Below are 25,703 nucleotides of genomic sequence, written 5' to 3'. Positions count from 1 at the left end.
ATGATCGAGGTGGACTTCGACCGGTGCGAAGCCAACGGCGTATGCGTCGGCCACGCGCCCGACGTGTTCGATTTGAACGACAAGGACGAGCTGATCGTCTCCTCCGCCGCAGCCGAGCTGCCGGAGAACAGGGATGGCATCGAGGCGGCGATCGCGGGGTGTCCTCGTGCAGCGTTGAAGTGGGTGAACTGAGGCCGCATCCTTGCCAATAATGAGAACACGTTCTACATTTTGAATCGTGAACGATGAACAGGTACGACTGGACGGACGAGTAGCGCTCGTCACCGGCGCGGCATCGGGTCTCGGCAGGGCGGAGGCTATCGGCCTGGCCAGGTCCGGGGCGAACATCGTCCTCGGCGACATTGCGGCCGGGCCACTTGCCGACGAGGCGATCGATCTCGTCAAGGATGCCGGTGCCGAGGTGACGTTCGTATCGGGCGACATCGCAGAGCGTTCGACGGCCGATGCGATGTTCGCCGCCGCGACCGAGAAGTTCGGCCGCGTCGACATCGTGGTGAACAATGCGGGAATCGTGCGAGATCGCATGCTGTTCAACATGTCCGACGAGGACTGGGACGCCGTGGTCAGGGTTCACCTGCGTGGGCACTTTCTGATGACGCGCAACGCGGGTGCGTACTGGCGCGACCGATCGAAGAGTGCGGGCGAGCCCGTGTACGGGCGCATCGTCAACACCTCCTCGGAGGCGGGCTTGCTCGGGCCCGAGGGGCAAGCGAACTACGGTGCGGCCAAGGCCGGAATCACCGCGCTGACGTTATCGGCCTCACGTGCGTTGTCGCGGTATGGCGTGCGCGCCAACGCAATCTGCCCCCGCGCGCGAACGTCGATGACCGAGGGTGTGTTCGGCGCAGCACCTTCCGCTGTCATCGATCCGCTGTCACCGGAACATGTCGCGACCCTCGTGCGATATCTGGCCTCTCCCGCTGCGGACACCGTCAACGGGCAGGTCTTCGTCGTATACGGTCCGATGGTCGCGTTGATGGCGGCCCCGGTCGTCGAGGCGCGTTTCGACGCCTCGGACGCGGCCTGGTCGCCGGACGCGCTCGCCGCTGAGCTCGGCGGCTACTTCGAGGGGCGCGATCCGGCGAGGACATTTTCGGCCGCTGCCGCCCTCGATCTGAAGTGAACCCCAGGTCACGGGGCATGCCTAGCTTTTTCCGGTTTTGGTCACATCAGCGACGGTCGAGTAGGAAACTGGTCAGGTCGGGTCATCCGGTGAGCCCGAATTCAAAGTAGATCACGTTCTAGTTGAGCCCGGGTTCGCGATGTAACACGCGCTCCCGGATGCGCGATGGACGAGTCAATGTAGTTCCTGTGAAACAAGTTTGACCTAGAATCGATTGCTATACCGCCCGTTGGCTGCACGTCTTTGACTACGGAACACGTTCTAGTTAACATGACCTGGATCACACAGCGAGAGATTGGGAGGGTTCATGAACGACCTCCTCATCGTTCCGCTACGCGCCGTCGGAGCATTCTTCGACATGTCGTGGTTCACCCTCCGTGCCGTCTTTTCCCGGCCGTTCCAGCGCGAGGAGTTCGTGGATCAGGCCTGGTTCATCGCCCGGGTGTCGATGGTGCCGACGATTCTCGTCGCAGTGCCGTTCACGGTGCTCGTCAGCTTCACCATCAACATCCTGCTCCGCGAGATCGGCGCCGCCGACCTCAGCGGCGCCGGAGCGGCCCTCGGCGCAGTCACCCAGGTCGGACCCATCGTCACCGTGCTGATCGTTGCCGGCGCCGGCGCCACGGCCATCTGTGCAGACCTCGCCGCCCGCACTATCCGAGAAGAGATCGACGCGATGCGTGTTCTCGGCATCAACCCGATCCACCGGCTCGTCGTACCCCGAGTCCTGGCCTCCACCGTGATCGCTCTACTGCTCAACGGTCTGGTGTGCACCATCGGCATCCTCGGCGGGTTCCTGTTCTCGGTGTTCCTCCAAGGCGTCAACCCGGGCGCGTTCGTCGGCGGCATCACGCTGCTCACCGGCTTCGGTGAACTCATCGTCTCCCAGGTCAAGGCCGGACTGTTCGGCATGATCGCCGGACTGGTGGCGTGCTACCTGGGCCTCAACGTGCGCGGCGGGGCCAAGAGCGTCGGCGACGCCGTCAACCAGACCGTCGTGTTCGCGTTCATGGCCCTGTTCGTGGTCAACGTCGTCGTCACCGCCGTCGGCATCAAGTTGACCGCCTGATGAGGCGGCACTGAATGGCCCTCGCCGCGACCGGTCGCTTTCCGTTGACGCGCAGGCGTGCCGCACGCGCGTCCCGCTCGGTCGATCGCCTGGGCGAGCAGGCCATCTTCTTCGGCCAAGCACTCGGTTCGGTTCCCCGTGCTGCGGTGCGGTACAAGAAGGAAACCATCCGTCTCGTCGCCGAGATCAGCATGGGCTCCGGCGCGCTCGCGGTGATCGGCGGCACCGTCGTCATCGTCGGCTTCCTGACGTTGTTCGCTGGTGGAACCATTGCCGTGCAGGGTTACTCCTCGCTCGGCAACATCGGTGTCGAGGCGCTCACCGGCTTCTTCGCGGCATTCATCAACGTCAGGATCGCAGCGCCGGTCATCGCCGGGATCGGTCTGGCTGCCACCATCGGTGCCGGCTCGACCGCCCAGCTCGGGGCGATGCGCGTATCCGAGGAGATCGATGCGCTCGAGTCCATGGCCATACCGTCGATCCCGTATCTGGTCAGCACCCGGGTACTGGCCGGCATGGTCGCCATCGTGCCGCTCTACTCCCTGGCGGTCATCGCCTCGTTCGTCGCCAGCCGCTTCGCCACGGTCGTGATCTACGGCCAGTCACCGGGCCTGTACGACCACTACTTCAACACCTTCCTGATACCCACGGACATCCTCTGGTCCTTCGCCCAAGCCATCGTCATGGCGTTGGCCGTGATGCTCATCCACACCTACTACGGCTATACCGCGAGCGGCGGACCCGTGGGAGTCGGCGTCGCAGTGGGCAATGCGGTGCGTGCCTCGCTGATCGCCGTGGTATCGGTGACCCTGCTCATCTCGCTCGCCATCTACGGCAGCTCCGGCAACTTCAACCTCTCGGGCTAGGGACGTGATGAAGAAGATTGCCGCCGTCGCACTCGTCCTGAGTCTCGTCGCCATCGTCGTGGCCGCCCTGACCACCTTTGCCGGAGGATTCGACACGACCGTGCCGGTCACCGTCACCTCCGAACGTGCCGGACTGGTGATGGACCCGCAGGCCAAAGTGCGGCTCCGCGGTGTCGAGGTCGGCCGGGTGGCGTCGATGTCGCACGATGGTGACACCGCCCGCATCAACCTCGATCTCGATCCGGACATGCTGTGGATGATTCCGGCGAACGCCGCCGTGGAGATCAAGTCCACCACCGTGTTCGGTGCGAAGAACGTCAACTTCCTGGTCCCGGCCAGCCCGTCGAACCGGAGTCTGGAGGCGGGTGCGGTCATCTCGGCCGACAACGTCACCGTCGAGTTCAACACCCTCTTCGAGCACCTGTCCGAGGTATTGCAGAAGCTCGAGCCGGACAAGCTCAACGCGACCCTGGGCGCGGTGTCCTCGGCTCTGCGCGGCCGCGGAGATCAGCTCGGCGAGCTGCTCGCCGACACCGATTCCTACCTGGAGAAGATGAACCCGAGTCTGCCTGCGCTGCAGCGAGACCTGGCGGCCGCCGCGATCGTCACCAACGTCTACGCCGACGCGACGCCGGATCTGATGCGGGTGCTGGACAACGCGAAAACCACCTCCGCCACGATCGTCTCCGAGCAGGCCGATCTGGACCTACTGCTGATGAACGTCATCGGGCTCGCGGACACGGCCAACGGTGTCCTCACCGAGAACGAGCAACCGCTCGAGACCGCTCTCGCTACCCTCACCCACACCACAACGCTGCTCGACGAGTATTCACCGGCACTGACGTGCTTCCTCGTCGGACTCAACAAGGGGCGGATGGCTTTCGGGCCGCTGGCGGGCGCAGGCGATAACGCCTCTATTCAGCTGAGCTCGAGCTTTGTGCTCGGCGCCCCCGCCTACACCGTCGAGAAAGACCTGCCGAAGATCGCCGCCAGCGGTGGACCCAACTGCTACGGCCTGCCGGACTTCGATCCCAAAGCGGGCCCGGCTCCATTCGTCGTCGCCGACACCGGCACACAGCCGTACGTGCCGCAGACGCAACCGTCGGTCAACGTACCGACGATCTTCCAGTTCCTCTTCGCCGGGGCGTGGCCATGAGCAAGCAGGGCGTGCGGGGCACCACCGTCAAATTGTCGATCTTCGCCCTGGTGATGGTGATGATCTTCGCGGCACTGGCATTGGTGTTCAGCCAGTACAGATTCGGCAGCACCGACGGCTACCACGCCGTCTTCACCGATGCCTCGGGATTGAAGTCCGGGGACAAGGTGCGGATCGCGGGAGTGCCGGTCGGCTCGGTCACCGGAGTCGACGTCGGTGACGGCCTCGATGCCGAGGTCGCGTTCGATGTGGACTCGCAGTTCCGGCTGCTGAGCAGTACGGCAGCGACGGTCCGCTACGAGAACCTCGTCGGCGACCGATACCTCGAACTCCTCGAAGGCCCGGGCGGCGTCGACGAACTCCCCGGTGGCGGAACCATTCCCGTCGAACAGACCACGCCCGCGCTGGATCTCGATCTGCTGCTCGGCGGATTCAAGCCGTTGCTGCGGGGCCTGGACCCGAAGCAGGTCAACGACCTTTCCGCAGCCCTGCTGCATGTGCTGCAGGGCCAGGGCGGGACGTTGGTGTCGCTGCTCGGCAGCACCGGTTCTTTCACCAACACCCTCGCCGACCGCGACCAACTGATCGGTGACGTCATCGGAAACCTCAACACGATGCTCGGCACCATCGACGACCAAGGTCGAGAGTTCGAGACCACCATCGATTCCCTGCAGCAGCTGATCAGTGGTCTCGCCGAGGATCGCGACCCGATCGGTGACGCAATTCCGCGGCTCGACGCGGCCACCGGCGACCTCGCCGGACTGCTGCAGGCGACGCGCCCGGATATCCAGTCGATGATCGCCGAAGCAGGTCGCACGGCAACGCAACTCGATCTGGGCAAGGACAACATCGACACAGTCCTGACCCGACTGCCGGGCGACTACAAGAAGCTCATCCGCGTCGGTTCCTACGGCAGCTTCTTCCAGTTCTACCTGTGCTCCAACACCTTCAAGATCTCCGGCCCAGACGGACGCACCCTGCTCGTCCCCACCGCAAAACAGGACACGGGGAGGTGTGCAAGTATCAATGGAGAGAACTAGGAACCTCGTCAACGTCGGCATCATCGGCATCGTGCTCGCCGTGTCCATCGTGCTCGCCACCCTGCAATACGACCGCCTGCCGTTCCTGGCGAGCGGCACCGGACACTCCGCGTACTTCCTCGACGCCGGTGGACTCATGGTGGGTGACGAGGTCACCGTCGCCGGGGTCGCGGTGGGCAGGGTCGAGAAAATCTCGCTTGCCGATCAGGAAGTGCGCGTGGACTTCACCATCCGCGAGAACCTCGTACTCGGCGACGCGACGACGGTCGACATCAAGACCAACACCATCCTCGGCCGCAAATCGCTGAAGGTCGTGCCTGCGGGAACCGGTGCGGTGGACACCATCCCGTCGAGCCGGACCAACTCGCCCTACTCGTTGACCGACGCCCTCGGGGATCTCGGTACCACGGTCTCCGAACTCGACACCGATCAGCTGGGGGAGACGATGAATGTCGTCTCGGACACCCTCACCGACACCCCGCCGGAACTGCGCGCCGCACTCGACGGTGTCTCGCGCCTGTCGGCCAGCATCAACGCGCGCGACGAAACCCTCCAGCAGCTGCTGGAGCGGGCCGAAAGCGTTACCGGCATCCTGGCTCAGCGCAGCGGTCAGATCGATCAGCTGATCCGCGACGGCAACAACCTGTTCGGCGAACTCGATCGACGACGCACCGCCATCAGTCAGCTGATCTCGAATATCTCCGCGGTGTCGCGGCAGTTGACAGCGCTGGTTCAGGAGAACCAGGCGCAGATGGGTCCGACGCTCGACAAGCTCAACTCGGTGGTGGCGGTACTGCAAGAGAACAACGAGAACATCGCCGCGGCACTCGACGGACTCGGCCCCTACATCAGTGCTCTCGGCGAGTCGGTCTCGAGCGGCCCCTTCTTCATGGCCTACATCCAGAACATTCTGCCCAGCTCGTGGTGGAAGACAGTCGTCGACACCGTCGTCGCGCCGGAGCAACTGCCGGGAACACTTCAAGATCTGTTGCCGAAGAACGCCCCACCGATCCTGAAACCACCGGGGGAGTGAGATGAAGAGACGTATTCTCCAGCTGGGCGCCGTCGTCGTGGCGGTCGCTGTCCTCGCCGCCGGCTACTTCATGTTCACCGCCGCCACCCGCACCACTGTGGTCGCGGAGTTCCCGTCGACGACGGGGCTGTACGCGGGCGACGATGTCCGTGTCCTCGGCGTCGAAGTCGGGAAAGTTGCCTCGATCGATCCGGAGGGTGACTTCGCGACGGTCACGATGCACATCGACTCCGATGTCGAGATACCGGCGGATGCGAAAGCCGTGATCATCGCTCAGAGCCTGGTATCGGCGCGGTTCGTGCAGCTGACGCCGGTGTTCTCCGGTGGCCCCACACTCGCCGACGGGGAGATCATCCCCCTCACCCGCACCGCCGTCCCCGTCGAATGGGACGAGATCAAAAGCGAGCTGACCAAGCTCTCGACGGCGCTCGGACCCGAGGGTGTCGACGATCAGGGCCCCGCCGGGCGGTTCATCGATACTGCAGCGGACAACCTCGACGGGAACGGAGAGACCTTGCGTGCGAACCTGACCGAGCTGTCGGAGACGATGCGCGTGCTTTCCGACGGTCGCACCGACCTGTTCGCCACCATCCGCAATCTTCAGGTCTTCGTCGGCGCACTGTCGAACAGCAACGAACAGATCGTGCAGTTCGGCGGCAGATTGGCCTCGGTGTCGCAGATGCTTGCTCAGAGCTCCGAGAACTTCGGCACGGCGATGACCGATCTCAACATAGCGGTCGGCGAGGTGCAGCGTTTCGTCGCCGACAACCAGGAAGGCCTGGTCGAAGGTGTCGCCCGGCTCGCCGACGCCACCGAGGTGCTCACCACCAAGCGCCCCGAGATCGAACGGGTCCTGCATGCCGCACCGAACGCGCTCGCCAACTTCAACAACATCTATCAGCCTGCGCAGGGCTCACTGACCGGCGCTATCGCCGCCAACAACTTCAGCAATCCCATCAACTTCGTCTGCGGTGCCGTCGCGGGTATCGAGAACGCCACCTCCGAGCGCAGTGCCGATCTGTGCAGGCAGTACCTCGGGCCGGTGCTGAGCACTCTGGTGTTCAATTATCCGGCGTTTCTGGCGAATCCGATCACGGGCGTCGACGCCTACGAGGATCAGATCGTCTACACCGAACCCGGACTGGAGCAGGCCGCCCCGGCTCCGGCTCCGGCCCCTGCTTCCGTTCCTGCGCAGGAGATGCCCACCGTCGCGGTGCCCAGCCTCGAGGACCTGTTCGGAGGCGGACGATGAAGGTGATCCCGAGGCGCGTGTGCACAGCTGCGATCGCAGTCTGTGTGACGCTGACACTAGCCGGATGCCAGTGGGACGGGCTCGAATCGTTGCCGCTTCCCGGCACCGAGGGTCGAGGCGAGGACGCCTACCGGGTGCAGATTCAGATGCCCAATGTCACCACTCTGTCGCAGAATTCACCGGTCATGGTCGATGACGTCACCGTCGGGACGGTCGATTCCATCACTGTGCAGAACTGGCATGCGCTGGTGACGGTATCGCTGAACGGGGACGTCGAGCTGCCCGAGAACGTGACCGCGAAGATCGGTCAGACATCGTTGCTCGGCTCGCAGCACCTCGCCCTCGTCGCGCCTGTGCACGCCGAGGGTCGACTGAGCGGCGGTGACGTGATCCCGCTCGAGCGCGCCGGGGCGTACCCGACCACCGAACAGACCCTCTCCTCGCTGTCGGTGGTACTCAACGGCGGCGGGCTCGCGCAGATCCAGGACATCACCACCGAGCTCAACAGCGCGATCGGCGGACGGGAGGACTCCATCCGAGATCTGTTGCCGCGCCTGGACGAACTGGTCACCGGTCTCGATGCGCAGCGCCAGGACATCATCGACGCGATGAGCGGAATGGACCGCCTCGCGGTGAACGTGCAGAATCAGAACGCGACGTTGACCAGGGCCCTGAACGAGGTCCCGCCCGCACTCGACGTGCTCACCGCGCAGCGCCCGAACATCACCGGCGCCTTCACCTCGCTGGGCAGGCTCAGCGACGTGGTCTCCCGACTCGTCGAGAGCTCGGGCCAGGATCTGCACACCAACATCGCCAGCCTGACGCCGGTGCTGCGTGCGCTCGCCGACTCCGGCAACGCACTCACCGATGTGCTGTCGGTGCTGTTGACCTACCCGTTCCCGCAGGAGGGCATAAACAATGTGATGCGCGGGGACTACGCCAATCTCGCAATGACGATCGACATGTCACTTCCCCGGCTCGACGCCAACTTCCTCACCGGCACACCGCTCGCCGGTCGCCTCGGCGGGCTCGAAGGTGCACTCGGCACGCAGGCCGCACCCACGGCCGCAACCGCCAACGATCCGCTGCGCGCCCCGCTCGACCCGCCGACCCTGCAGATACCGGGCCTACCGCCGATCGAGCTGCCGACCTTGCCTGAACTGCCACCGATCCCGGGTCTGGGGGTGCCTGCGCCATGATGCTCACCAGATTCGTTCGCGTACAACTGATCATTTTCGCCTTCCTCACCGTCATCGGTTTGGTGGTGATGGCAACGCAATACGTCGGCGCGCCTGCGCTTCTCGGAATAGGTCGCTACGCCGTAACCGTGCAACTGCCGACCACCGGCGGGCTGTACCCGTACGCCAACGTCACCTACCGTGGCACCACCGTGGGGGAAGTGAAGTCGGTGACACTCACCCCGGACGGGGTGAACGCCGAGCTGTCCATCGACAGCGCCCACGACATCCCAGCCGACCTCGACGCACAGGTCAAGAGCGTCTCGGCAATCGGTGAACAGTACGTCGACCTGATCCCGCGCAGCCCGGCGGGCGCTGATCTTGCAGGCAGCAAACTGGCAGGGGGAGAGGTCATTCCGATCTCCCATACATCGGTACCGCAGGATGTCGGCCCCATGCTCGATCAAGCGGACCGACTGCTCGAAAGCATCTCCGACACCCGCCTCGAGACCGTCGTCGACGAATCGTTCAAGGCCTTCAACGGTACCGGCCCGGAACTGCAGCAGCTCATCGACTCGACGCGTCTGTTCGTCCAGGAGGCCGACGCGAACTCCGAGCAGACCACGTTGCTGATCGACCAGCTCGGCCCACTGCTCGACGGCCAGGTGGTCAGCAGCGACGCGATCCGATCGTGGACGAGCAATCTCGCGACGTTCACCGATCAGCTTCGAGCGAGCGACCCGGACCTACGCGCGGTGATCGCGAAAGGTCCCTCCGCTGCACAGGAGGCGAACCAGCTGTTCCAAGATCTCCGCCCGACGCTGCCCCTGCTGGTCGCCAACCTCGTCAGCGTCGGCGAAGTCGGCGTGATCTACAACGCCGGCATCGAGCAGATACTCGTGCTGTACCCGCCGGTCACCGCAGCGCTCGTCACCGCCGCCGGAAGCGGGCCCGCAGACGAGGGCGCCATCGTCGACTTTCAACTCGAAGTCAATGACCCGCCCGCCTGCACCACCGGATTTCTCCTACCCGAGGAACGCCGCGACGCCAACGAAATGTCCATTCCCGACACCCCCGCAGACCTCTTCTGCAAGGTCGACCAGAACGAGAGCACCGCCGTCCGCGGCTCTCGCAACCTACCCTGCATGGAGGTGCCCGGACGTCGCGCGCCGACACCCGAAATCTGCAAGAGCGCAGAGGGATATGTCCCTCTCGGCAACAACCCGCCCTGGGGTCCGATCGAACAGGGCGTGCCGTCCTACACCGAAATCCCCAGCGGCGAATCCAGTGTGACGCCTGCTGTTTCCGCTCGGCCGTACGATCCGCAGACCGGGATGTACCTCGCACCCGACGGAACCGCATACGGCCAGCCCGTGCTCACCGGCTCGCGTGAGGCATCCGCCGGTAACCTGCAGTCCCTCATGACCGTCCAGCAGACGATCGACGGGCCGCATCGGTGACGGTTCAGAGGTTGCGGGCAGCGAACGCGAGCGCGAGATCGAGGACGGTCCTGCCTTCGGGCAGTGCACCCGCCATCACCGGGAACGCGTGCACCTGGCCCTTCCACACGTGCGTCTCGACCGAGGAACCGGCGGCAGCGAGCCTGCGGGTCATTGCCTCGACATCCGGACGCATCAACTCGTACTCCGCAGTGGAGAGAAACACCGGCGGAAACACCGACGGGTCCGCCTCGATCGGTGAGGCCGCACCGGGGATGGCGTCCGGACCGTTCAACCAGCGATCCTCCAGCGCGAGAACCTGCTTCATCGGCAGGTACGCGTCCTTTTGCATGAAGTGCCGCGGATGACGCTTGAGATCGAGACTGAGCAGCGGCGAGAAACCCAGCACAGCGGCCGGCGGCGTCAATCCCTCGAGAGCCGCGATCTCGGCGACCTTCATCGCGAGGTAACCGCCCGCCGAATCTCCCGCGACGATGATCTTCTTCGGATCGGCGACGGTCTCGAGCGCGGCCCGGTAGGACGCCATGGCGTCGGCGATGGAGGTGCCGATGCCGCCGTTCGGGATTTGGCGGTACTCGACGGAGTAGACCGGTATGCCGGCGCGGGCAGCCATCGTCGCGCAGGCGCTTCGGTGCGTCGCCAGACCACAGAACACGAATCCGCCGCCATGGAAGTACAGAACCGTCGCGCCCTCGAGCGAGCCGGTCGCGACGCGCGGATGCGTCGTCATCTCACACGGCACGCCTCCCAGCGTGACCTGTTCGATGCTCACCCGCTTCGGTTTGGGCAGCATGTCCACGGCACGGTCCAGCTTGGCGATGACTCTGATGCCGCCGTCGGTGAGCGGCCACACGCTGAGCGTCGGCTTCAGGGTGAACCGGAACGCGTATGCCAGAACCCTGGCCTGACGGCTGACGTCGTCATGCCACGTGAGCGTGAATGTCATGTTCGGCAGATCCTCTCGCAGTACTACCCCGACCGATCGACGCTAGCAGTCGGAGGAACGAGTTGCAGTTGGGGTAGCTGTTGTGGCGGTTTTCATGGTCTATCGTCAATCGTCTGTCCGCGAAACTGGTTCTAGTCACCCATGGCGACCAACCTGAGGAAGGAACTTATGGAAGACGACGAGGGCACGGCGCGCAAGCGCCAACGCCGTCGCGCGGTCCGTCCTGCTGGCCCGGTCGCGGGTGCAGCCGCCCCGGAGCCCGAGACAGAGGCACTATCGCTCGAGAAGACCCCGCCCGAGGCAGCGCCTCCCGAGGCAGTGACACCCGAGGCAGTGATATCCGAATCCGTGACCCGGGAGGACGACGCTGCTGAGGCCGACCCGGCTCCACGTCGACGTGGTGTTCTGCTGACCGGCGCCTTCGTCTTGGTGGTCCTGGCCCTCGTCGCCACCGGTGTGTACCTGTTCGTCGAGAACAGATCGGTCGATGCCGACAACGCGAGAGCGGAACGGTACGTGCAAACCGCACGCCAGACGGTCCTGAATTTGACGACCATCAGTCCGGACACCGCGCAGGAGGACGTCGATCGGCTCCTTGCGGGCGCGAGTGGTGATTTCAAGGCCGAGTTCGAGGGCCGCGAGGGCCCGTTCGTCGAGGTCGTGCAGCAGGCCCGGGTGGACTCCGTCGGGGAGATCATCGAGGCCGGGCTCGAGAGCAGTGGGGACGATTACGGTGATGTCCTGGTTGCCGCTCGGGCCATGGTGCAGAACTCCGATGCGGCCGAGCCCGAGCCGAGAGACTTTCGGCTGCGGGTGCGCGTCGCCGACGACGGTGGCGTCATGACCGCCTCACGAGTGGAGTTCGTCCCATGACGAGAATTCGAATGATCCTCGCAGCGCTGATTGTGCTCGTACTTGCAGCCGGAGTCGGTGTGCTCTTTCATCAGCACCGGCAGAACGCGGAAATCGAGCAGGCACGCACCGAGGCCGTCGATGCGGCGAGCGAGCAGGCCCTGGCGATGCTCGCGTACGACTACACCGGTGTCGACGAGCAACTCGCGGCCGCAGCCGACGGCTTGACCGGCGACTTCAAGGACGAATACACCGCACTCGTCGGGGACGTCATCGCGCCGGCCGCGAAAGAGAAGTCGCTGACGGTACAGGTGACGGTGCTGGGCGCAGCGATCGTCTCTGCCGAACCCGACACCGCGACGGTGCTGCTGTTCCTCAACCAGATCACCACCAGCTCGGACGCCCCGGAAGCCGCCAGCAGCGGTAGCCGCGTACGCATGAGTGTGGAGAAGGCGGACGGTCGCTGGTTGACCAACAACCTTGAACCGATCTAGGCGCCTTCGGCACAGGTGAGTGGAAATACGCTGTGAACCTGGGTCACTCCGCAGGCTGCGCTCCTGCAGGCTATGTATTTCCACTCACCTGGTATTTCCACTCACCTGAGAGCTGCGCCGTTCTGGCCCTGGTCCGGCGGATCGGACAGCGCACTCAGGAACGCCCGCGCCCACCGGTCGACGTCGTGAGCCAACACCTGTCGGCGCATCGCGCGCATGTGCCGTCGACCCGCTTCGGGGTCCTGCTCGAGCGCCGAGATGATCGCGTCCTTGACGCTGTCGAGGTCGTGCGGGTTGCACAGGTACGCCTGCCGAAGCTCGGCTGCAGCACCGGTGAACTCGCTGAGCACGAGGGCGCCGCCGAGATCGCTCCGCGAGGCCACGTACTCCTTGGCGACGAGGTTCATACCGTCGCGTAGCGGCGTCACGAGCATCACGTCGGCGGCCATGAAGTACGCGATGAGGTCGTCGCGGGGGATCGGTCGGTGGATGTAGTGAACCACCGGATGGCCGACCTGCCCGTACTCGCCGTTGATGCGGCCGACCTGCTGCTCGATCTCGCCGCGCATCGCTTTGTAGCTCTCGACGCGTTCACGGCTCGGGGTGGCGAGCTGAACGATGACGTTCTCCGCCGGATCGACGCGATCCTCCTCCAGCAGTTCACGGAAGGCGTTGAGCCGAACGTCGATGCCCTTGGTGTAGTCGAGGCGATCGACCCCGAGCATGATGCGCTTGGGATTGCCGAGTTCCTTGCGCAGCTGCTTGGCGCGGTCGCGGACGGCCTTGCTGCGCGATTTCTCGTCGAGGTCACCGGAGTCGATGGAGATGGGGAAGGCGCCGACGCGGACGGTGCGGAAACCGACCTGCACCGAACCGAGCTTCGACCGAACTCCGACGGCGCCGCGTGAGGTGACCTGGCCAGCCAGCCGTCGGGCCAGGAAGAGAAAGTTCTGCGCGCCCCCGGCGAGGTGGAAGCCGATGAGGTCGGCGCCGAGGAGCCCTTCGACGATCTCGGTACGCCAGGGCATCTGCATGAACAGCTCGACCGGCGGAAACGGGATGTGCAGGAAGAATCCGATGGTGAGATCGGGACGCAGCATGCGCAGCATCTTGGGGACGAGCTGAAGCTGGTAGTCCTGAATCCAGACCGTCGCGCCCTCGGCTGCCGCTGCGGAGGTGGTTTCGGCGAAGCGTCGGTTGATCTCGACGTACACGTTCCACCAGGCGCGGTCGTACACAGGTTTGACAATGACGTCGTGGTACAGCGGCCAGAGGGTCGCGTTGGAGAAGCCCTCGTAGTAGTCGGCGACCTCTTGCTCGGAAAGCTTGACCGGGCACAGCTCGAGCCCGTCCTCGACGAATGGCTCGACGTCGACGTCGGGAACCCCCGGCCATCCGACCCAGGCGCCGTTGTTGGCGCGAAGGATCGGTTCGAGCGCCGTCACCAGCCCGCCTGGGCTGCGTTTCCACCGGGTGGCGCCGTCGGGAAGTGTCTCCAGGTCGACGGGAAGCCGGTTCGCTACGACGACAAAATCGGAGCCCTGCGAGGCGTCAGCCACTACTGTCCTTTGCGTTGTCGATCAGCTTTGTCGTGACCCGATGAAGCGAGTCATTCGACCTTTGCAGTGGGTTCGATACCCAACATCGACAGAAGCATGCGGCATTCGTCGGCATCGATGGCATATGCGGCGACGACGCGCTGCGCCTGGCTTGCGGTCTCGTCGGCCAAAGGGACGATGTCCTCGTCGGCGATGTCGTTGTCGGTGGACGTCTTGGCAGGCATGTTCTTCTCCATGTTCGTCGGCAGGGGCTGGTCGTGCACGACTCTATGTAAATTCGGCGCCTTCTCGCCACTTCCGGGCGCAGCCACATCGCGGGCGTCATGGATTAGGGTCGCCTGATGCTCTTTTCTTCTTCGGTGGCGTGATCGTGGTGCCCACACAATCTCCGATGACCGGCAGCGCCATTCTTCGCAGAACCGTCCGGCGCCAACGAGCGCGGATGATCTTCTCGTCGCTGTTCTTCTGCACGCATCAGTTCTGCGAAACGATGGTTCCCGTCGCGATCGGCCTCATCGTCGCCCGCGCGATCGACACCGGCGACGGCTCCGCGATGATCGTCTCCCTCTTCGGTCTGGCTGCGCTGTTCGTCGTGCTCACCTACGCCTACCGGTTCGGCGCCCGCATCATCATCGTCGCCATCGAGCGGGAGGCGCACATGATGCGCGTGGAGGTCGCCGCTCGCGCGCTGCATCCGAGGGGAGTGCGCACCGAGCTCGTCTCCGGCGAGTTATTGTCCGTCTCCACCTCCGACGCCGAGAAGACGTCATGGATTCTCGACGTCATCGCCCGTACCGCGGCCGCGATCACCGCGACGGTCGTCTGCGCGGTCGCATTGCTCGTCATCGACATTCCACTGGGCATCGCCGTGCTCGTCGGCACGCCCCTCATCATGTTCGTCCTCCAGCGAGCCGCGCCGCTGCTGACCCGGACTGCGACGGCGCAGCAAGCCGAGGTCGCGCGGGTGTCCGGCATGGCCACCGACCTCGTCAGTGGTGTGCGACCGCTTCGCGGCATCGGTGCCGAGAACGCGGCCTCGGCCCGATTCGCCGCCTCGAGCGCAGCCGCACTGAACGCGACCATGAAGATGGCCCGCGCCAACAGCATCTACCGAGGCTTCTCGACGACTGTCAGCGCGCTACTCTCTGTGGGGATCGCCGGCGCTGTAGGTCTGTTCGCGCTGCAGGGCCGCATCTCGGTGGGTGAACTCATCACCGTCATCGGACTGTCCCAGTTCGTCATCGAACCGTTGACGACGATGTCGCGGCTACCGGGTATGGCGGCCGTGGTCCGCGGTTCGGCCGACCGTCTCGCGCTCGTGCTCGGCGCGGATCACGTGCTGCCCGAGGGTGGGTCGGCCGCGCCTCCCACCACCCGCCTCGTCGTCGACGGCGCCAGGTACCGCTCGCTCGACGGTTTCTTCATGACGGCGGCTCCCGGCGAGATGCTCGGCGTCGTCGCGTTGCGCGCACAGGACGGCGAAGCGCTCGCCGCCCTGCTGTCCGGTCAAATTTCTCCCGACGACTATCTCGGCACCGTCACCGTCGGCGGCCTCGGCGTGGACGAGCTCGGGCTGACCGAGCTGCGCCGGACGGTGCTGGTCGAACCGCACAACACCGACCTTTTCGCCGGTACCGTGCGCACCAACATCACTGCCGGACGCGATCGCGGGGACGACGAGCTCGCTCCGGTGCTCGCCGCCTCGGCCGCCACTGACGTGGTCGAAATGCACGAGAGCGGACTCGACCACGCAGTCACCGACCGCGGGGCGTCGCTCTCCGGTGGCCAACGCCAACGAGTCGCTCTCGCACGGGCTCTCGCGGTCTGCGCCCCGGTTCTGGTGTTGCACGACCCGACCACCGCGGTCGACGCCGTCACCGAACATGCCATTGCCGCGGGGATCACCGAGCTGCGGCACTCGGGTGTGGGCGGGCAGACGACTGTGCTGATCACCACCAGCCCCGCGCTGCTGGCTGTGACCGATCGCGTTCTCCTCGTCGACGACGGCCGGGTCGTCGCGGAAGGCACCCACCACGAGCTCGCCACCGGTGACGACCGCTACGAGGAAGCAGTGCTGCGATGAGCGAGATCCTTCCCATCGCAACCGGATCCCGGTGCTGGTCCTTCCTGTCGAACGAACTGCGTTCCCGACGGCGGATGACCGCAATCACTCTCGCAGTCAGCGCCGTCGCCGCTGCGATGTCGCTGATCCCCGTCTATGTGTTCGGTGTGCTCGTCGACCGCGTCATCGACGGTGCACCCACCTCGACCATCGTGGTCGTCGTCGCGGTCATCACGGTCGCGGCGGTCATCGGCGGTGTCTTCACCGCGATCAGTACCTACCTGATCAGCAAGGTCGGCGAGGGACTGCTGGCCGCGCTGCGCGAGCGCGTACTGGGCCGCGCCCTGCACTTACCCATCAGCACACTCGAGCGGGTGGGCAAGGGGGACCTGCTCTCTCGCGTCGGCGACGACGTGGCAGTGATGGCCAAATCGATCGGCGAGGTCATCCCCAACATCGTCTCGGCGCTGCTGCTCGTCTCGCTCAGTGTGGTGGCGATGCTCAGTCTCGACTGGCGACTCGGCCTCGCCGGGATGGTCGCGATTCCCATGTACGTGGCCGCGCTGCGTTGGTATCTGCCGAGGTCGGCGCCGCTCTATGCAGCGGAACGTGTCGCGATGGGTGCGCGGTCGCAGGCGCTCATCAGCAGCATGCAGGGCGCCCGCACCGTTCGCGCCTACGGGCTCGAGGATGCGCACCTGACAGAGATCGACACGGCGTCGGGCAAGGCACGAGACATCGGCATCGACGTCTTCCGGCTCTTCACCCGCTTCGGATCGCGCAGCAATCGAGCCGAATGCGTTGGGCTGTCGGTCATTCTGGCGGCGGGATTCGTGTTCGTGCAGCAGGGACACGTCACCGTCGGCGAGACCACCGCGGCAGCTCTGCTGTTTCACCGGCTGTTCAATCCCATTGGCATGCTGATGTTCTCCTTCGACGACGTGCAATCGGCTGGAGCGAGCCTCGCGCGTCTGGTCGGCGTCATCGACATCCCCGACGAGCGATCGCCGGGAACCGGAGCGAGGCCGGCAGATACGACCCTCGAGGTCACCGATCTGCGGCACTCTTACGACACCGGGCACGAGGTGCTGCACGGGATCGACTTGACGGTGGCTGCCGGTGAGACCGTGGCCCTCGTCGGGTCCACGGGCGCAGGCAAGTCGACGATCGCCGCCATCGCCGCCGGCTCGATCGAGCCCACATCGGGGCAGGTGCGCATCGGCGGCGCGACGCTGGCAGAGCTGGGCGCCGATGGTCTGCGTCGCCACATTGCGATCGTCAGCCAAGAAGTGCACGTGTTCGCCGGGCCGCTCATCGAGGACCTTCGGCTCGCCGCCCTCCAGGCCGGCCGCGAGGAAGTGCGGGCCGCGTTGGCAACCGTCGGGGCGCAGGAGTGGGTGGACGCGCTGCCCAACGGTCTCGACACCGTCGTCGGGGAGGGTGGGCACGAGCTCACATCGGCGCAGTCGCAGCAGCTCGCCCTGGCCAGACTGGTGCTTGCGGATCCGTCCGTGGCCGTGCTTGACGAAGCGACCGCCGAGGCCGGTAGCTCCGGCGCCCGCGACCTCGAACTCGCCGCCCGGGCCGCCACGAAGGGCCGCAGCACCCTCGTCGTCGCGCACCGGTTGACGCAGGCGGCCGCCGCCGACCGCGTCGTGGTTCTCGAACACGGCAGAATCCTCGAACAGGGCCCGCACGACGAACTCGTCTCCGCAGGCGGCAGGTACGCCCAGCTCTGGGCGGCGTGGGAGGGGCGGTAGTGCGGCTTCGCCGCCCGTGTGTGCATAGTTACCGCGGGCGGTAACTATGCACACACGGGCAGGTGGGTGGTCATCGCAAGGAATCGAGGGCGTCGAGGATCAGATCGAGGCCGAACTCGAACTCCGCCGCGTAGTCGTACCCCGGTTTCAGGACGTGTTCGACGGTCAATTCGGTCAGGTTCGGGTATTGCTCGGCGGCCTGTTCGAGGATCGACTGCGCGACGACGGCCGAGTCCTCCACTGTGAACGGCAGACTCGACTCCTGGGCGGCGAAGCCGTAGACGTAGCTGTCGACGACGGAGAATGCGTGCGCCGTCAGTTCGACGCTGAATCCGGCCGAGCGGAAGGTCCCGATGACGGCATCGTGGTGTCGCAACGATGCCGGGCCCGGCCGCAACCTCGAGTGCATGAGATCGCCGGCCCAGCGGTGGCGTAGCAGCGCCTGACGCACCGATACCGATCTCGCTCTGATTGCGGGCTTCCACTCCGCTGCGTTCATCGACGGGAGGTCGATCTCGGCGAACACGCGGTCGACCATCTCGTCGATCAGCTCGTCCTTGTTGGCGAGGTGGTGGTACAGCGACATTGCCTGCACGTCGAGGGCCTGGCCCAGCTTGCGCATCGTCAATGCGGCGACGCCCTCGGCCTCGGCCAATTCGAATGCGGCGTCGAGGATGGTCTCTCGATTCAGACGCGGTTTCGCCATGTCAGTCGCCTTCCTCTTGACATTCTTACACTGTAAGGCTCACTCTTACGGTGTAAGCCTACGCGGTGAGTCATCGGAGGTCTGTCATGAAAGCAATCATTCAGGATCGATACGGACGCGCCCGCGACGTCATGCATCTCGGTGACATGGATCGCTCGACGCCCGACGGAGACCAGGTGTTGGTGAAGGTGCACGCGGCCGGTGTCGACCGCGGTGCCCTGCATCTGATGACCGGTGAGCCACGCCTGCTGAAATTGGCGTTCGGCCTACGCAAGCCCCGGACGCCGGTTCGCGGACGAGAGTTCGCCGGCGTCGTGGAGCAAGTCGGCCCGGAATCGACTGCAAACGTGGGTGATCGGGTCTACGGGATCGCCGGCGGAGCCTTCGCCGAGTACCTGTGCGCCTCGCCGAAGAAATACGTTCCCATGCCGTCGGCGCTGTCCTTCGTCGATGCCGCGGCGCTCCCCATCTCCGGGGTCACCGCGCTGCAGGCTATTCGCGATCATGCCAAAATTGCAGCGGGACAAAAGGTTCTCATCATCGGTGCGTCCGGCGGGGTCGGCTCCATCGCTGTTCGGATCGCAGTGGACGCAGGCGCAGTCGTAACCGCTGTGTGCAGCGAAGCCAAAGCCGCCTACGTCGAAAAGCTCGGAGCCAAGGAAGTTCTCGACTACCGCAAACCCTGGACAGGTGTATCCGGATTCGACGCCATCCTCGACATCGGCGGAGGTAACGCCCTGTCGGTGTTGCGGCGCATGCTCACCCGATCGGGTGTCCTCGTGATCGTGGGGGCCGAGACGGGCGGACCGATATTCGGCGGGATCGACCGTCAGCTTCGTGCAACTATGCTGTCTCCCTTCGTGAAGCAACGCCTGATCATGCAGTTCGCGAAAGAAGCCCGCAGTGATATCGAAGAACTCGGCCGGATGGCCACCGCCGGGACCTTCGAGAACATCGTCACCCGCACCTACCCGCTGAGCGAGACCGCGACGGCTCTCGAAGACCTGGCAAACGGCGTCATCTCCGGCAAGGCCGTGATCGAAGTGAGCTGAGAGGTCACCGAATGTGCACCCTCACACCGACTTCCCCGGTGGCGAACTCGGGACGTAACACGAACTGCGCGTCGTACTCGCCGCCGTGCTGGTGCCGGTAGGGGATCGGCGGTTCGGTGAACAGCCCGTCCAGTCGATGCAGCAGCTTGGATTTGCTGGCGTCGTAGTCGGATTCGGTCATCCTGTCGGCGCTGGGAATCAAGACCGGGTCGAGGACGGACATGCCTGTGTACCAGAAGAACCCGTGTTGAATGGGAAACAGCAGTTCGCCGAGTTCGCCGTTGATACCGCGAGGTGACACGGTGTGCTCACTGCCGCCCATGCTCGTGACGATCATCGCGCGCTTGCCCGCCATCAGGCCGTCCCCGTAGCGCTGGGTGCCGCCGGTCGTGCACCTGATGCCGTAGCCGAAGCCCTCGACGAACACCCGATCCACCCAGCCTTTGAGGATGGCGGGCATCGAGAACCACCACAGCGGAAACTGCAGTACGACGGCATCTGCTCGTCGCAGCTTGTGCTGCTCGGCTACGACCTCCGGGCTCAATTTGCCCGCGCGCAGCGCCGTCGACGACGCCGTTGCCACGTGAAGTCGGTCGGATGGGTCGTGGTCGTAGTCGGCGGCGTCGACGACGGGGTTCCAGCCCATCCGATAGAGATCGGATTCCTCGACCAGGTGGCCCAGGTCTGCGAGGTGTTTCAGGGCGGCATCGCGTAGTGATCCGTTGAGTGAGCGATGGTCTGGATGAGCGAATACCCACAGAATGTTCATGGATGCAAGCCTGTCAGCAGGGGAGATGCCAAGATAGTGGCTGAAAAGACAATATGTGAAAAAATTCGGCCATGGGTGCGCATCGGGTAGTCGTCTTCGTTCGCGATGGACTGCTGGCGATGGAGTTCGGCTCCGTGCATCGGTTGTTCGGGCAGGCGACGTCCGAGGACGGAACGCCGTTGTACGAGGTCACCACAGCCACCACGGTGCCCGGCCCAGTTCGGACCGATACCGATGTACGTATCGAGGTCTCACGTGGGCTGGGCGCCCTCAGAGATGCCGACACCGTGATCGTGCCGGCCTCCGATCTGGACTATCGATCGGAGCCGGACGGCGCCGATGGCGTATTGGGACTCATTCCGCCGGGGGTTCGTATCGCTTCGATCTGCACGGGGTCGTTCGTTCTCGCGGCAGCAGGACTACTCGACGGTCGCCGAGCGACCACACACTGGAAGTCCGCCGACGCTTTCCGTGCGCTCTATCCGCGGGTGCAACTCGAACCGAACGTGCTCTACACACACGACGGCAACATCCTGACTGCCGCGGGGGAGGCGTCGGGAATCGATCTGTGCCTGCACATGATTCGCAGTGACTTCGGCTCGGCCGTCGCCAACCGGGTGGCCCGGGGAACGGTGGTGCCGCCGCATCGAAGCGGTGGTCAGGCTCAGTACATCGACACGCCGGTACCCCGGTCGACGACGGGTTCGACATCGGCGGCGCAGGCCTGGGCGATCGAGAACCTGGACCAGCCGCTGTCGCTGCGGGTTCTTGCCTCGAAGCAGGCGATGAGTGTGCGGACATTCGCACGTAAGTTCACCGCCGATGTGGGGATGTCGCCCGCGAAATGGATTGTGCAGCAGCGGCTGCACCGTGCTCGCGAACTGCTCGAGAACACCGATCACACCATCGACAAGGTCGCCGCCGAAGCAGGCTTCGGGACGGCGACCTCGATGCGTCAACACCTGATGGCCGAGATCGGCGTCTCGCCCAGCGCATATCGTGCGACGTTCGCTGCGCACACGATTGCGCCGCCCATGAATCCACAGGCGGCGCAATCGGAACCGGTCAGGACTCTTTTTCGGCCTTGAAGAGCTTCTCGATGCGGTCGGCCTCGGCTTTCTTGCCCTCGGCGTCTTCCTGGTGTTCGGCGGCTTCGGTTAGTTCGGCCTCGGCGGGCGCTGCGGCAACCTTGGCCGACTTGTCGATCTGCTTCTTCTGTACTTTTTCCGCGTTCCGGGCGTTCGCTGTGCGTGAGGCAGCGACCGCGTCGGCCTGCTTCTTCTCGGCTTCGGCCTTCTGGTCAGCCTCTTTCGCGGCCTTCTGCTTACGCTGCTCGGCGTCCTCGCTGGCCTGCTGGGTCGATTCCTTGGCGGCGTCGACGGCGGCCTTGCGTTCGTTCTCCGCTGCCTCGCGCTTGGCCTCGAGCCTCTGCTTGGCCTCGGCTTCCTTGGCGTCCGCCTCGGCCTCGAGCTTCTTGGCCCGCGCGATCTCGTTGACGTGATGAATCTGCGCATCACCCTGTTGAACGGCTTCGTCGTCGCCGAGCATGCATCCGACCTTCTTGTCGAGCGTGCCGACAGTCCGCTCGTAGACCAGCCGCGCCGGTGCCTCGGTGCCCAGGGAGTTGACGACGTTGGCCTCGAACAATCCCAACGGAATCCGGACGAGCTTGTACTGGAATCTGAGAATGGTCAACGGTATGTCGAGAACGTTCATGTAGGTGCTCCTGTTCGGTGATTCGTGCGAGTGTCAGGCGTTACGGCGGGCGCGTTCGGCCTCAGCTCGCGCTGCCTCGGCCCCGCTGATGTCCTCGCTGTACTCGCGTGCTGCGTCGATCTTTTCTGCGGTCGCCTCGGCAACATCCGACTGGGCCTCGACGACGGCTTCGATCTGCTCGGCGCGGGCGTCGACCTCGGCTTCGGCGGTTTCGGCAGCGACCCGGCGGTCCTTGTCCTTCTCCGCCGCGATGCGCTGAGCCTGCTGCTCCCGGCGCGCTTCGTCAGCGGATGCGCGGGCGCTCTCCTCGGCTGCGTCCCGCTGCTGATCCGCACTGTTCTTCACTGCAGCCAGGTCTTCGCCGGCTTCAGCGGCCTGGGACTCGGCGGCCATTTCCGTCGCCTTCGCCTCTTTGCGTTCGCGGGCCTGCGCGCTCTGCAACTGGCCCTCGCTGGTGAGCGAATCATTGCCCGTCACGGCGCCGACCATCTCTTTCGCCTTGCCTTTGGCGGCGTCGAGCAGTCCCTTGCGGGCCTGTTCCGATGCGTTGTCGTCACTCATCTGGGTTACTCCTAGCGCATTCATTTCTCGGGTCCGCCGAACGGCGATGTGCTCACTGGTAACTACCCGGTAACGACATCGGGAAACCCGCAGGTCGACCCTCGTCGGAGGTCGGTCGTAAGCTCTCAGCGAGTACCGGCACGAGAAGAGGAGTTACATGCCCATTGCGTCAGTCAACGGGATTTCGCTGAACTACCAGGTCAAGGGTGCCGGCGATCTTGTCGTTCTCATCATGGGTACAGGCAGTCCGGGCAGGGTGTGGGAGCTGCATCAGGTTCCTGCCCTGCTGCAAGCCGGCTACCGCGTCTGCTATTTCGACAACCGCGGTATCGCCCCGTCGTCCGAGAGCATCGGCGGTATCACCATCGACGATCTCGTCGCGGACACCGCCGCCCTGATCGAGCTGGTTCGCGAGGACGACGAGAAGGCCGTCGTGGTCGGAACGTCGATGGGGTCGCGGGTAGCCCAGGAACTGACTCTCCGACGCCCCGAACTGGTCCGTAAGGCCGTGTTCCTGGCGGGTCACGCCCGGCTCGACCAGTTTCAAAAGACCCTCGGCGAGGGCGAGCGGGCCCTCGCCGATGCGAAGACGGCGTTGCCACCCAAATATGCGGCCGCCGTCACTGCGGTGATGAATCTGTCGCCGACGACCCTCGCCGACTCCCGGGCTGCCCGCGATTGGCTCGATCTCTTCGAATTCTCCGTGGCGCCGACTGCGCCGGGTGTGCGCGCTCAGCTGGGCATGGACGAGACCTTCGACCGCGCCGCTGCCTACGGCAAGATCGCTGTGCCGTGCCTGTCGGTGGGCTTCGAACACGACCGCATGATCCCCGCGTACCTCAGCGCCGAACTGGCGAAATCGATCCCCGACGCTCAGTACGTGGAAATTTCCGACGTCGGCCACTACGGCTACCTCGAGCGTCCCGACGCGGTCAACGCCGCGCTCCTCGAGTTCATCGGCAGTTGACCGCGTTGGCGGAGTGACCCAACGGCACGCACCGGTGAGATACTGTGCGTTGCTAGGGTCGGGAAGCGCTTCGGAAGTGAAGTCTGCCGATCCACTACAAACGTATGCGACGAGTGAGGCGAGATGAGTACCAATCCATTCGATGACGAAGACGGACGCTTCTTCGTGCTGGTCAACGACGAAGACCAGCACTCGCTCTGGCCGACGTTCTCCGACGTCCCGCAGGGTTGGCGTGTTGTCTTCGGTGAAGACACCCGCGCAGCATGCTTGGAGTACGTCGAGAAGAACTGGACCGACATGCGGCCACGCAGCCTCCGCGAAGCTATGGAAGCAGACGCAGCCGCACGTCAGTCGGCTGAGGGAAGCACCGAGGCTTAGTTCTTCTTCCTGAGCTCGACCTTCTTCTTCAGCTCCACAGGACCGCGCCGCCGACGAACAGTCGGTCGGCGCGGTTCTTCTCTGCGTCGAAGTGTCGGGCGCAGTAGTTCCTCGGTGCGCGCCAGAATCCGGGGCCGTCGCAGCGTGCGGGCGCCCCACTCACCGAGCGTGACGCCTGCCGCGAGAGCCACGCCGATGCCGAACGCGGCGAATAGTGCGCTGATGCCGATCAACAGTTGGTCGTTGATAATTGCGTACAAACCGCGGTACAGCGAATAACCAGGGAGCAGCGGCGTAATGCCGGCGACGGCGACGATGAGCGGCGGGATGAGGGCGCGACGCGCCATGAGACCACCGGCGAAACCGACGACGGTCGCCGCGAACGCGGATGCGATGACCGGCCCGGTGGAGAGTGTCTGCACGAGCAGGTAGACCAGGGCGCCGGCGAAGCCGCCGAAGAACGCAGCAGTCAGTGCGCGGCGTTCGGCGTAGCAAGCGAGCCCGTAGAACAGCGAGGCCATCGCCCCTGCTAATACCTTCGTGGGCACTTCTGCGATGTCTGGCGGCGGGCTGTTGCTGATCAACGGCAGGTCGTATCCGATGATCGCCGCCATCTTGAGCGAGGTCGCGACACCGCCGATGATGCCGCCCGTCATCATCAGGACTTCGAAAAACCTGGCCGACGCCGTGATCGGGGCGCCGGTGATCGCGTCCTGGACGGAGCCGACAAGCGAAAGCCCCGACAGCAATACCGTCACCCCCGCCGCGATCACCAGTGACGGCGAGATGCTGATGTTCAGCTGGTCCTGGAAGTTGAACAGGGTGATGGCAGGTGTGGCCGCCACGAATCCACCGACGAACTGCTGAAAGAAGAACGGCAGGCCGGCGCGATTGAGGACGCGGCCGAGACGGTCGATGACCATTGTCGTCAAGAAGCTCACGACGGCCACCAGCAGACCGCCGCCGACCAGGACGCCGACGGACGCAGCCATGCCGGACCACGCCAACGTCGCGGTCCAGCGGTTGTACGGGTGCGGGGCGGTGGTGATGCTCTCTAGAGTCGCGAGTGCCTTCCACGGCGGAATCATGTGCCGACGGACACCGCGAATGAGCCTGTCCACCGCAGCGAGGCGCGCGTAGTCCATCGAGCGGTAGCGCACGATGCGCATCGTCGTGGACGGCGGTCTCGTCGGACCGCGGTGCGCGCTGATGGTGATCGAGTTGTAAGTGACGTCGACGTCACAGCGCGCGAGGCCGTAGGTGGCGGCGATGTACTCGATCTGTGCGGCGGTGTCGATCGCCGACGTCCCCGACGCGAGCAGAACCTCGCCGGCGCGAACCGCGAGATCCAGAACTTCGGCTACGACGGCGTCGTCGGTGAGGTCGATGGGACGCAGCGGTGACGGTGCCGCCGTGGGCGTGTCGATGGTGGCGCGACGTTCGCCGGTAAGACGGCCGAGGGAGGCCGTCAAGTCTTGCAGGAAAGTCATGTCCGTCTTCTTCAGCAGGGGTGATCCTCGGACAAGGTACCTGTTTTCGCTGTGCGGATCGTGAGCGGATATGCTGGCCGAGCAACTACGCCTCCTTAGCTCAGCGGTAGAGCACTCGCCTTGTAAGCGAGCGGTCAACGGTTCAATCCCGTTAGGAGGCTCCACTGAAAATAGGGCCTGAACTGGCCTTTTG

Annotated in this window: 26 protein-coding genes and 1 tRNA gene; 19 read left to right on the top strand and 8 right to left on the bottom strand. The window is 64.9% G+C overall.

Going from position 1 to position 25,703, the window contains the following annotated elements; genetic code table 11:
• The 10 genes from KVY23_RS20355 to KVY23_RS20310 all read left to right on the top strand — a co-directional run bounded on the left by KVY23_RS20355 (position 1) and on the right by KVY23_RS20310 (position 10,198).
• The gene (locus KVY23_RS20355) at positions 1 to 192 is read left to right on the top strand and encodes a ferredoxin (RefSeq protein ID WP_075840956.1); all 192 of its coding nucleotides are present in this window, start codon (positions 1 to 3) and stop codon (positions 190 to 192) included.
• Positions 193 to 238: 46 nt separating this feature from the next.
• Positions 239 to 1,144, top strand: a complete 906-nt coding sequence (locus KVY23_RS20350; RefSeq protein WP_230557998.1) for a 3-oxoacyl-ACP reductase — start codon at positions 239 to 241, stop codon at positions 1,142 to 1,144.
• 307 nt (positions 1,145 to 1,451) lie between these two features.
• Entirely contained in the window at positions 1,452 to 2,213 is a 762-nt protein-coding gene (locus KVY23_RS20345) for an ABC transporter permease (RefSeq protein ID WP_075840957.1), read from the top strand.
• Positions 2,214 to 2,227: 14 nt separating this feature from the next.
• Entirely contained in the window at positions 2,228 to 3,079 is an 852-nt protein-coding gene (locus KVY23_RS20340) for an ABC transporter permease (protein ID WP_075840958.1), read from the top strand.
• A gap of 7 nt (positions 3,080 to 3,086) precedes the next feature.
• Positions 3,087 to 4,235: an MCE family protein gene (locus tag KVY23_RS20335; protein ID WP_230557997.1), complete on the top strand. Its 1,149-nt coding sequence runs from the start codon at positions 3,087 to 3,089 to the stop codon at positions 4,233 to 4,235.
• A gap of 11 nt (positions 4,236 to 4,246) precedes the next feature.
• Complete coding sequence (locus KVY23_RS20330) at positions 4,247 to 5,275, top strand: MCE family protein (RefSeq protein WP_075841082.1); 1,029 nt, start codon at positions 4,247 to 4,249, stop codon at positions 5,273 to 5,275.
• Positions 5,262 to 6,308 (top strand): MCE family protein, encoded by a 1,047-nt coding sequence (locus KVY23_RS20325; RefSeq protein ID WP_230557996.1) that lies wholly within the window; start codon positions 5,262 to 5,264, stop codon positions 6,306 to 6,308. Before KVY23_RS20330 ends, KVY23_RS20325 begins: the two co-directional genes overlap by 14 nt.
• Before the next feature lies 1 nt (position 6,309).
• The gene (locus tag KVY23_RS20320; RefSeq protein ID WP_230557995.1) at positions 6,310 to 7,560 is read left to right on the top strand and encodes an MCE family protein; all 1,251 of its coding nucleotides are present in this window, start codon (positions 6,310 to 6,312) and stop codon (positions 7,558 to 7,560) included.
• Positions 7,557 to 8,759, top strand: coding sequence for an MCE family protein (locus KVY23_RS20315; protein WP_230557994.1), 1,203 nt, complete (start codon positions 7,557 to 7,559; stop codon positions 8,757 to 8,759). The genes KVY23_RS20320 and KVY23_RS20315 overlap by 4 nt, the downstream gene beginning before the upstream one ends.
• On the top strand, positions 8,756 to 10,198 hold the full coding sequence (locus tag KVY23_RS20310; protein ID WP_230557993.1) for an MCE family protein: 1,443 nt from the start codon (positions 8,756 to 8,758) through the stop codon (positions 10,196 to 10,198). Before KVY23_RS20315 ends, KVY23_RS20310 begins: the two co-directional genes overlap by 4 nt.
• A gap of 4 nt (positions 10,199 to 10,202) precedes the next feature.
• Here the strand turns inward: KVY23_RS20310 and KVY23_RS20305 are convergent, their stop codons facing one another.
• On the bottom strand, positions 10,203 to 11,144 hold the full coding sequence (locus tag KVY23_RS20305; protein ID WP_230557992.1) for an alpha/beta hydrolase: 942 nt from the start codon (positions 11,142 to 11,144) through the stop codon (positions 10,203 to 10,205).
• Between the two features lie 168 nt (positions 11,145 to 11,312).
• Here KVY23_RS20305 and KVY23_RS20300 point away from each other — a divergent pair, with 168 nt between their 5' ends.
• The gene (locus KVY23_RS20300; RefSeq protein WP_230557991.1) at positions 11,313 to 12,017 is read left to right on the top strand and encodes a hypothetical protein; all 705 of its coding nucleotides are present in this window, start codon (positions 11,313 to 11,315) and stop codon (positions 12,015 to 12,017) included.
• Entirely contained in the window at positions 12,014 to 12,490 is a 477-nt protein-coding gene (locus tag KVY23_RS20295; RefSeq protein WP_230557990.1) for a h domain protein, read from the top strand. Before KVY23_RS20300 ends, KVY23_RS20295 begins: the two co-directional genes overlap by 4 nt.
• A 101-nt stretch (positions 12,491 to 12,591) precedes the next feature.
• Here KVY23_RS20295 and KVY23_RS20290 read toward each other — a convergent pair whose 3' ends face one another.
• Both KVY23_RS20290 and KVY23_RS20285 read right to left on the bottom strand, forming a co-directional pair.
• A complete protein-coding gene (locus KVY23_RS20290) occupies positions 12,592 to 14,049 on the bottom strand; it encodes a trehalose-6-phosphate synthase (RefSeq protein WP_206510579.1) in 1,458 nt (485 codons plus the stop codon).
• A gap of 50 nt (positions 14,050 to 14,099) precedes the next feature.
• Positions 14,100 to 14,273: a hypothetical protein gene (locus tag KVY23_RS20285; RefSeq protein ID WP_230557989.1), complete on the bottom strand. Its 174-nt coding sequence runs from the start codon at positions 14,271 to 14,273 to the stop codon at positions 14,100 to 14,102.
• A 167-nt stretch (positions 14,274 to 14,440) separates the two neighbouring features.
• Here KVY23_RS20285 and KVY23_RS20280 point away from each other — a divergent pair, with 167 nt between their 5' ends.
• Both KVY23_RS20280 and KVY23_RS20275 read left to right on the top strand, forming a co-directional pair.
• Entirely contained in the window at positions 14,441 to 16,132 is a 1,692-nt protein-coding gene (locus KVY23_RS20280) for an ABC transporter ATP-binding protein (RefSeq protein ID WP_363324713.1), read from the top strand.
• A complete protein-coding gene (locus KVY23_RS20275; protein ID WP_230557988.1) occupies positions 16,129 to 17,871 on the top strand; it encodes an ABC transporter ATP-binding protein in 1,743 nt (580 codons plus the stop codon). Before KVY23_RS20280 ends, KVY23_RS20275 begins: the two co-directional genes overlap by 4 nt.
• Positions 17,872 to 17,941: 70 nt before the next feature.
• Here the strand turns inward: KVY23_RS20275 and KVY23_RS20270 are convergent, their stop codons facing one another.
• Positions 17,942 to 18,577: a TetR/AcrR family transcriptional regulator gene (locus tag KVY23_RS20270; protein WP_230557987.1), complete on the bottom strand. Its 636-nt coding sequence runs from the start codon at positions 18,575 to 18,577 to the stop codon at positions 17,942 to 17,944.
• Between the two features lie 86 nt (positions 18,578 to 18,663).
• Here KVY23_RS20270 and KVY23_RS20265 point away from each other — a divergent pair, with 86 nt between their 5' ends.
• Positions 18,664 to 19,629 carry an NAD(P)-dependent alcohol dehydrogenase gene (locus tag KVY23_RS20265; protein WP_230557986.1) on the top strand — a complete coding sequence of 322 codons (966 nt, stop codon included), beginning with the start codon at positions 18,664 to 18,666 and terminating at the stop codon, positions 19,627 to 19,629.
• A 4-nt stretch (positions 19,630 to 19,633) separates the two neighbouring features.
• Here the strand turns inward: KVY23_RS20265 and KVY23_RS20260 are convergent, their stop codons facing one another.
• On the bottom strand, positions 19,634 to 20,398 hold the full coding sequence (locus KVY23_RS20260) for an NAD(P)H-dependent oxidoreductase (RefSeq protein ID WP_230557985.1): 765 nt from the start codon (positions 20,396 to 20,398) through the stop codon (positions 19,634 to 19,636).
• A 71-nt stretch (positions 20,399 to 20,469) separates the two neighbouring features.
• On the opposite strand from KVY23_RS20260, the gene KVY23_RS20255 reads away from it, so the two are divergent.
• Entirely contained in the window at positions 20,470 to 21,486 is a 1,017-nt protein-coding gene (locus tag KVY23_RS20255) for a GlxA family transcriptional regulator (protein WP_230557984.1), read from the top strand.
• Here the strand turns inward: KVY23_RS20255 and KVY23_RS20250 are convergent.
• A complete protein-coding gene (locus tag KVY23_RS20250; protein ID WP_230557983.1) occupies positions 21,464 to 22,114 on the bottom strand; it encodes a hypothetical protein in 651 nt (216 codons plus the stop codon). The two genes, KVY23_RS20255 and KVY23_RS20250, sit on opposite strands and share 23 nt — an antisense overlap.
• Before the next feature lie 33 nt (positions 22,115 to 22,147).
• Positions 22,148 to 22,675, bottom strand: a complete 528-nt coding sequence (locus tag KVY23_RS20245; protein WP_230557982.1) for a general stress protein CsbD — start codon at positions 22,673 to 22,675, stop codon at positions 22,148 to 22,150.
• A gap of 157 nt (positions 22,676 to 22,832) precedes the next feature.
• On the opposite strand from KVY23_RS20245, the gene KVY23_RS20240 reads away from it, so the two are divergent.
• Positions 22,833 to 23,642, top strand: a complete 810-nt coding sequence (locus tag KVY23_RS20240; protein ID WP_230557981.1) for an alpha/beta fold hydrolase — start codon at positions 22,833 to 22,835, stop codon at positions 23,640 to 23,642.
• A gap of 123 nt (positions 23,643 to 23,765) precedes the next feature.
• Positions 23,766 to 24,020, top strand: coding sequence for an MbtH family protein (locus tag KVY23_RS20235; RefSeq protein WP_206510586.1), 255 nt, complete (start codon positions 23,766 to 23,768; stop codon positions 24,018 to 24,020).
• Here KVY23_RS20235 and KVY23_RS20230 read toward each other — a convergent pair.
• On the bottom strand, positions 24,017 to 25,510 hold the full coding sequence (locus tag KVY23_RS20230; protein ID WP_230557980.1) for a threonine/serine exporter ThrE family protein: 1,494 nt from the start codon (positions 25,508 to 25,510) through the stop codon (positions 24,017 to 24,019). The genes KVY23_RS20235 and KVY23_RS20230 overlap by 4 nt on opposite strands.
• A gap of 89 nt (positions 25,511 to 25,599) precedes the next feature.
• On the opposite strand from KVY23_RS20230, the gene KVY23_RS20225 reads away from it, so the two are divergent.
• Positions 25,600 to 25,674, top strand: a tRNA-Thr gene (locus KVY23_RS20225).
• Positions 25,675 to 25,703 lie beyond the last annotated feature (29 nt).

The sequence above is a fragment of the Rhodococcus sp. I2R genome (assembly GCF_020889545.1).
Taxonomy (GTDB): Bacteria; Actinomycetota; Actinomycetes; order Mycobacteriales; family Mycobacteriaceae; genus Rhodococcoides.
The sequence above is the reverse complement of the archived record's forward strand: the minus strand, read 5'-3'. Positions and strand labels throughout refer to the sequence as shown.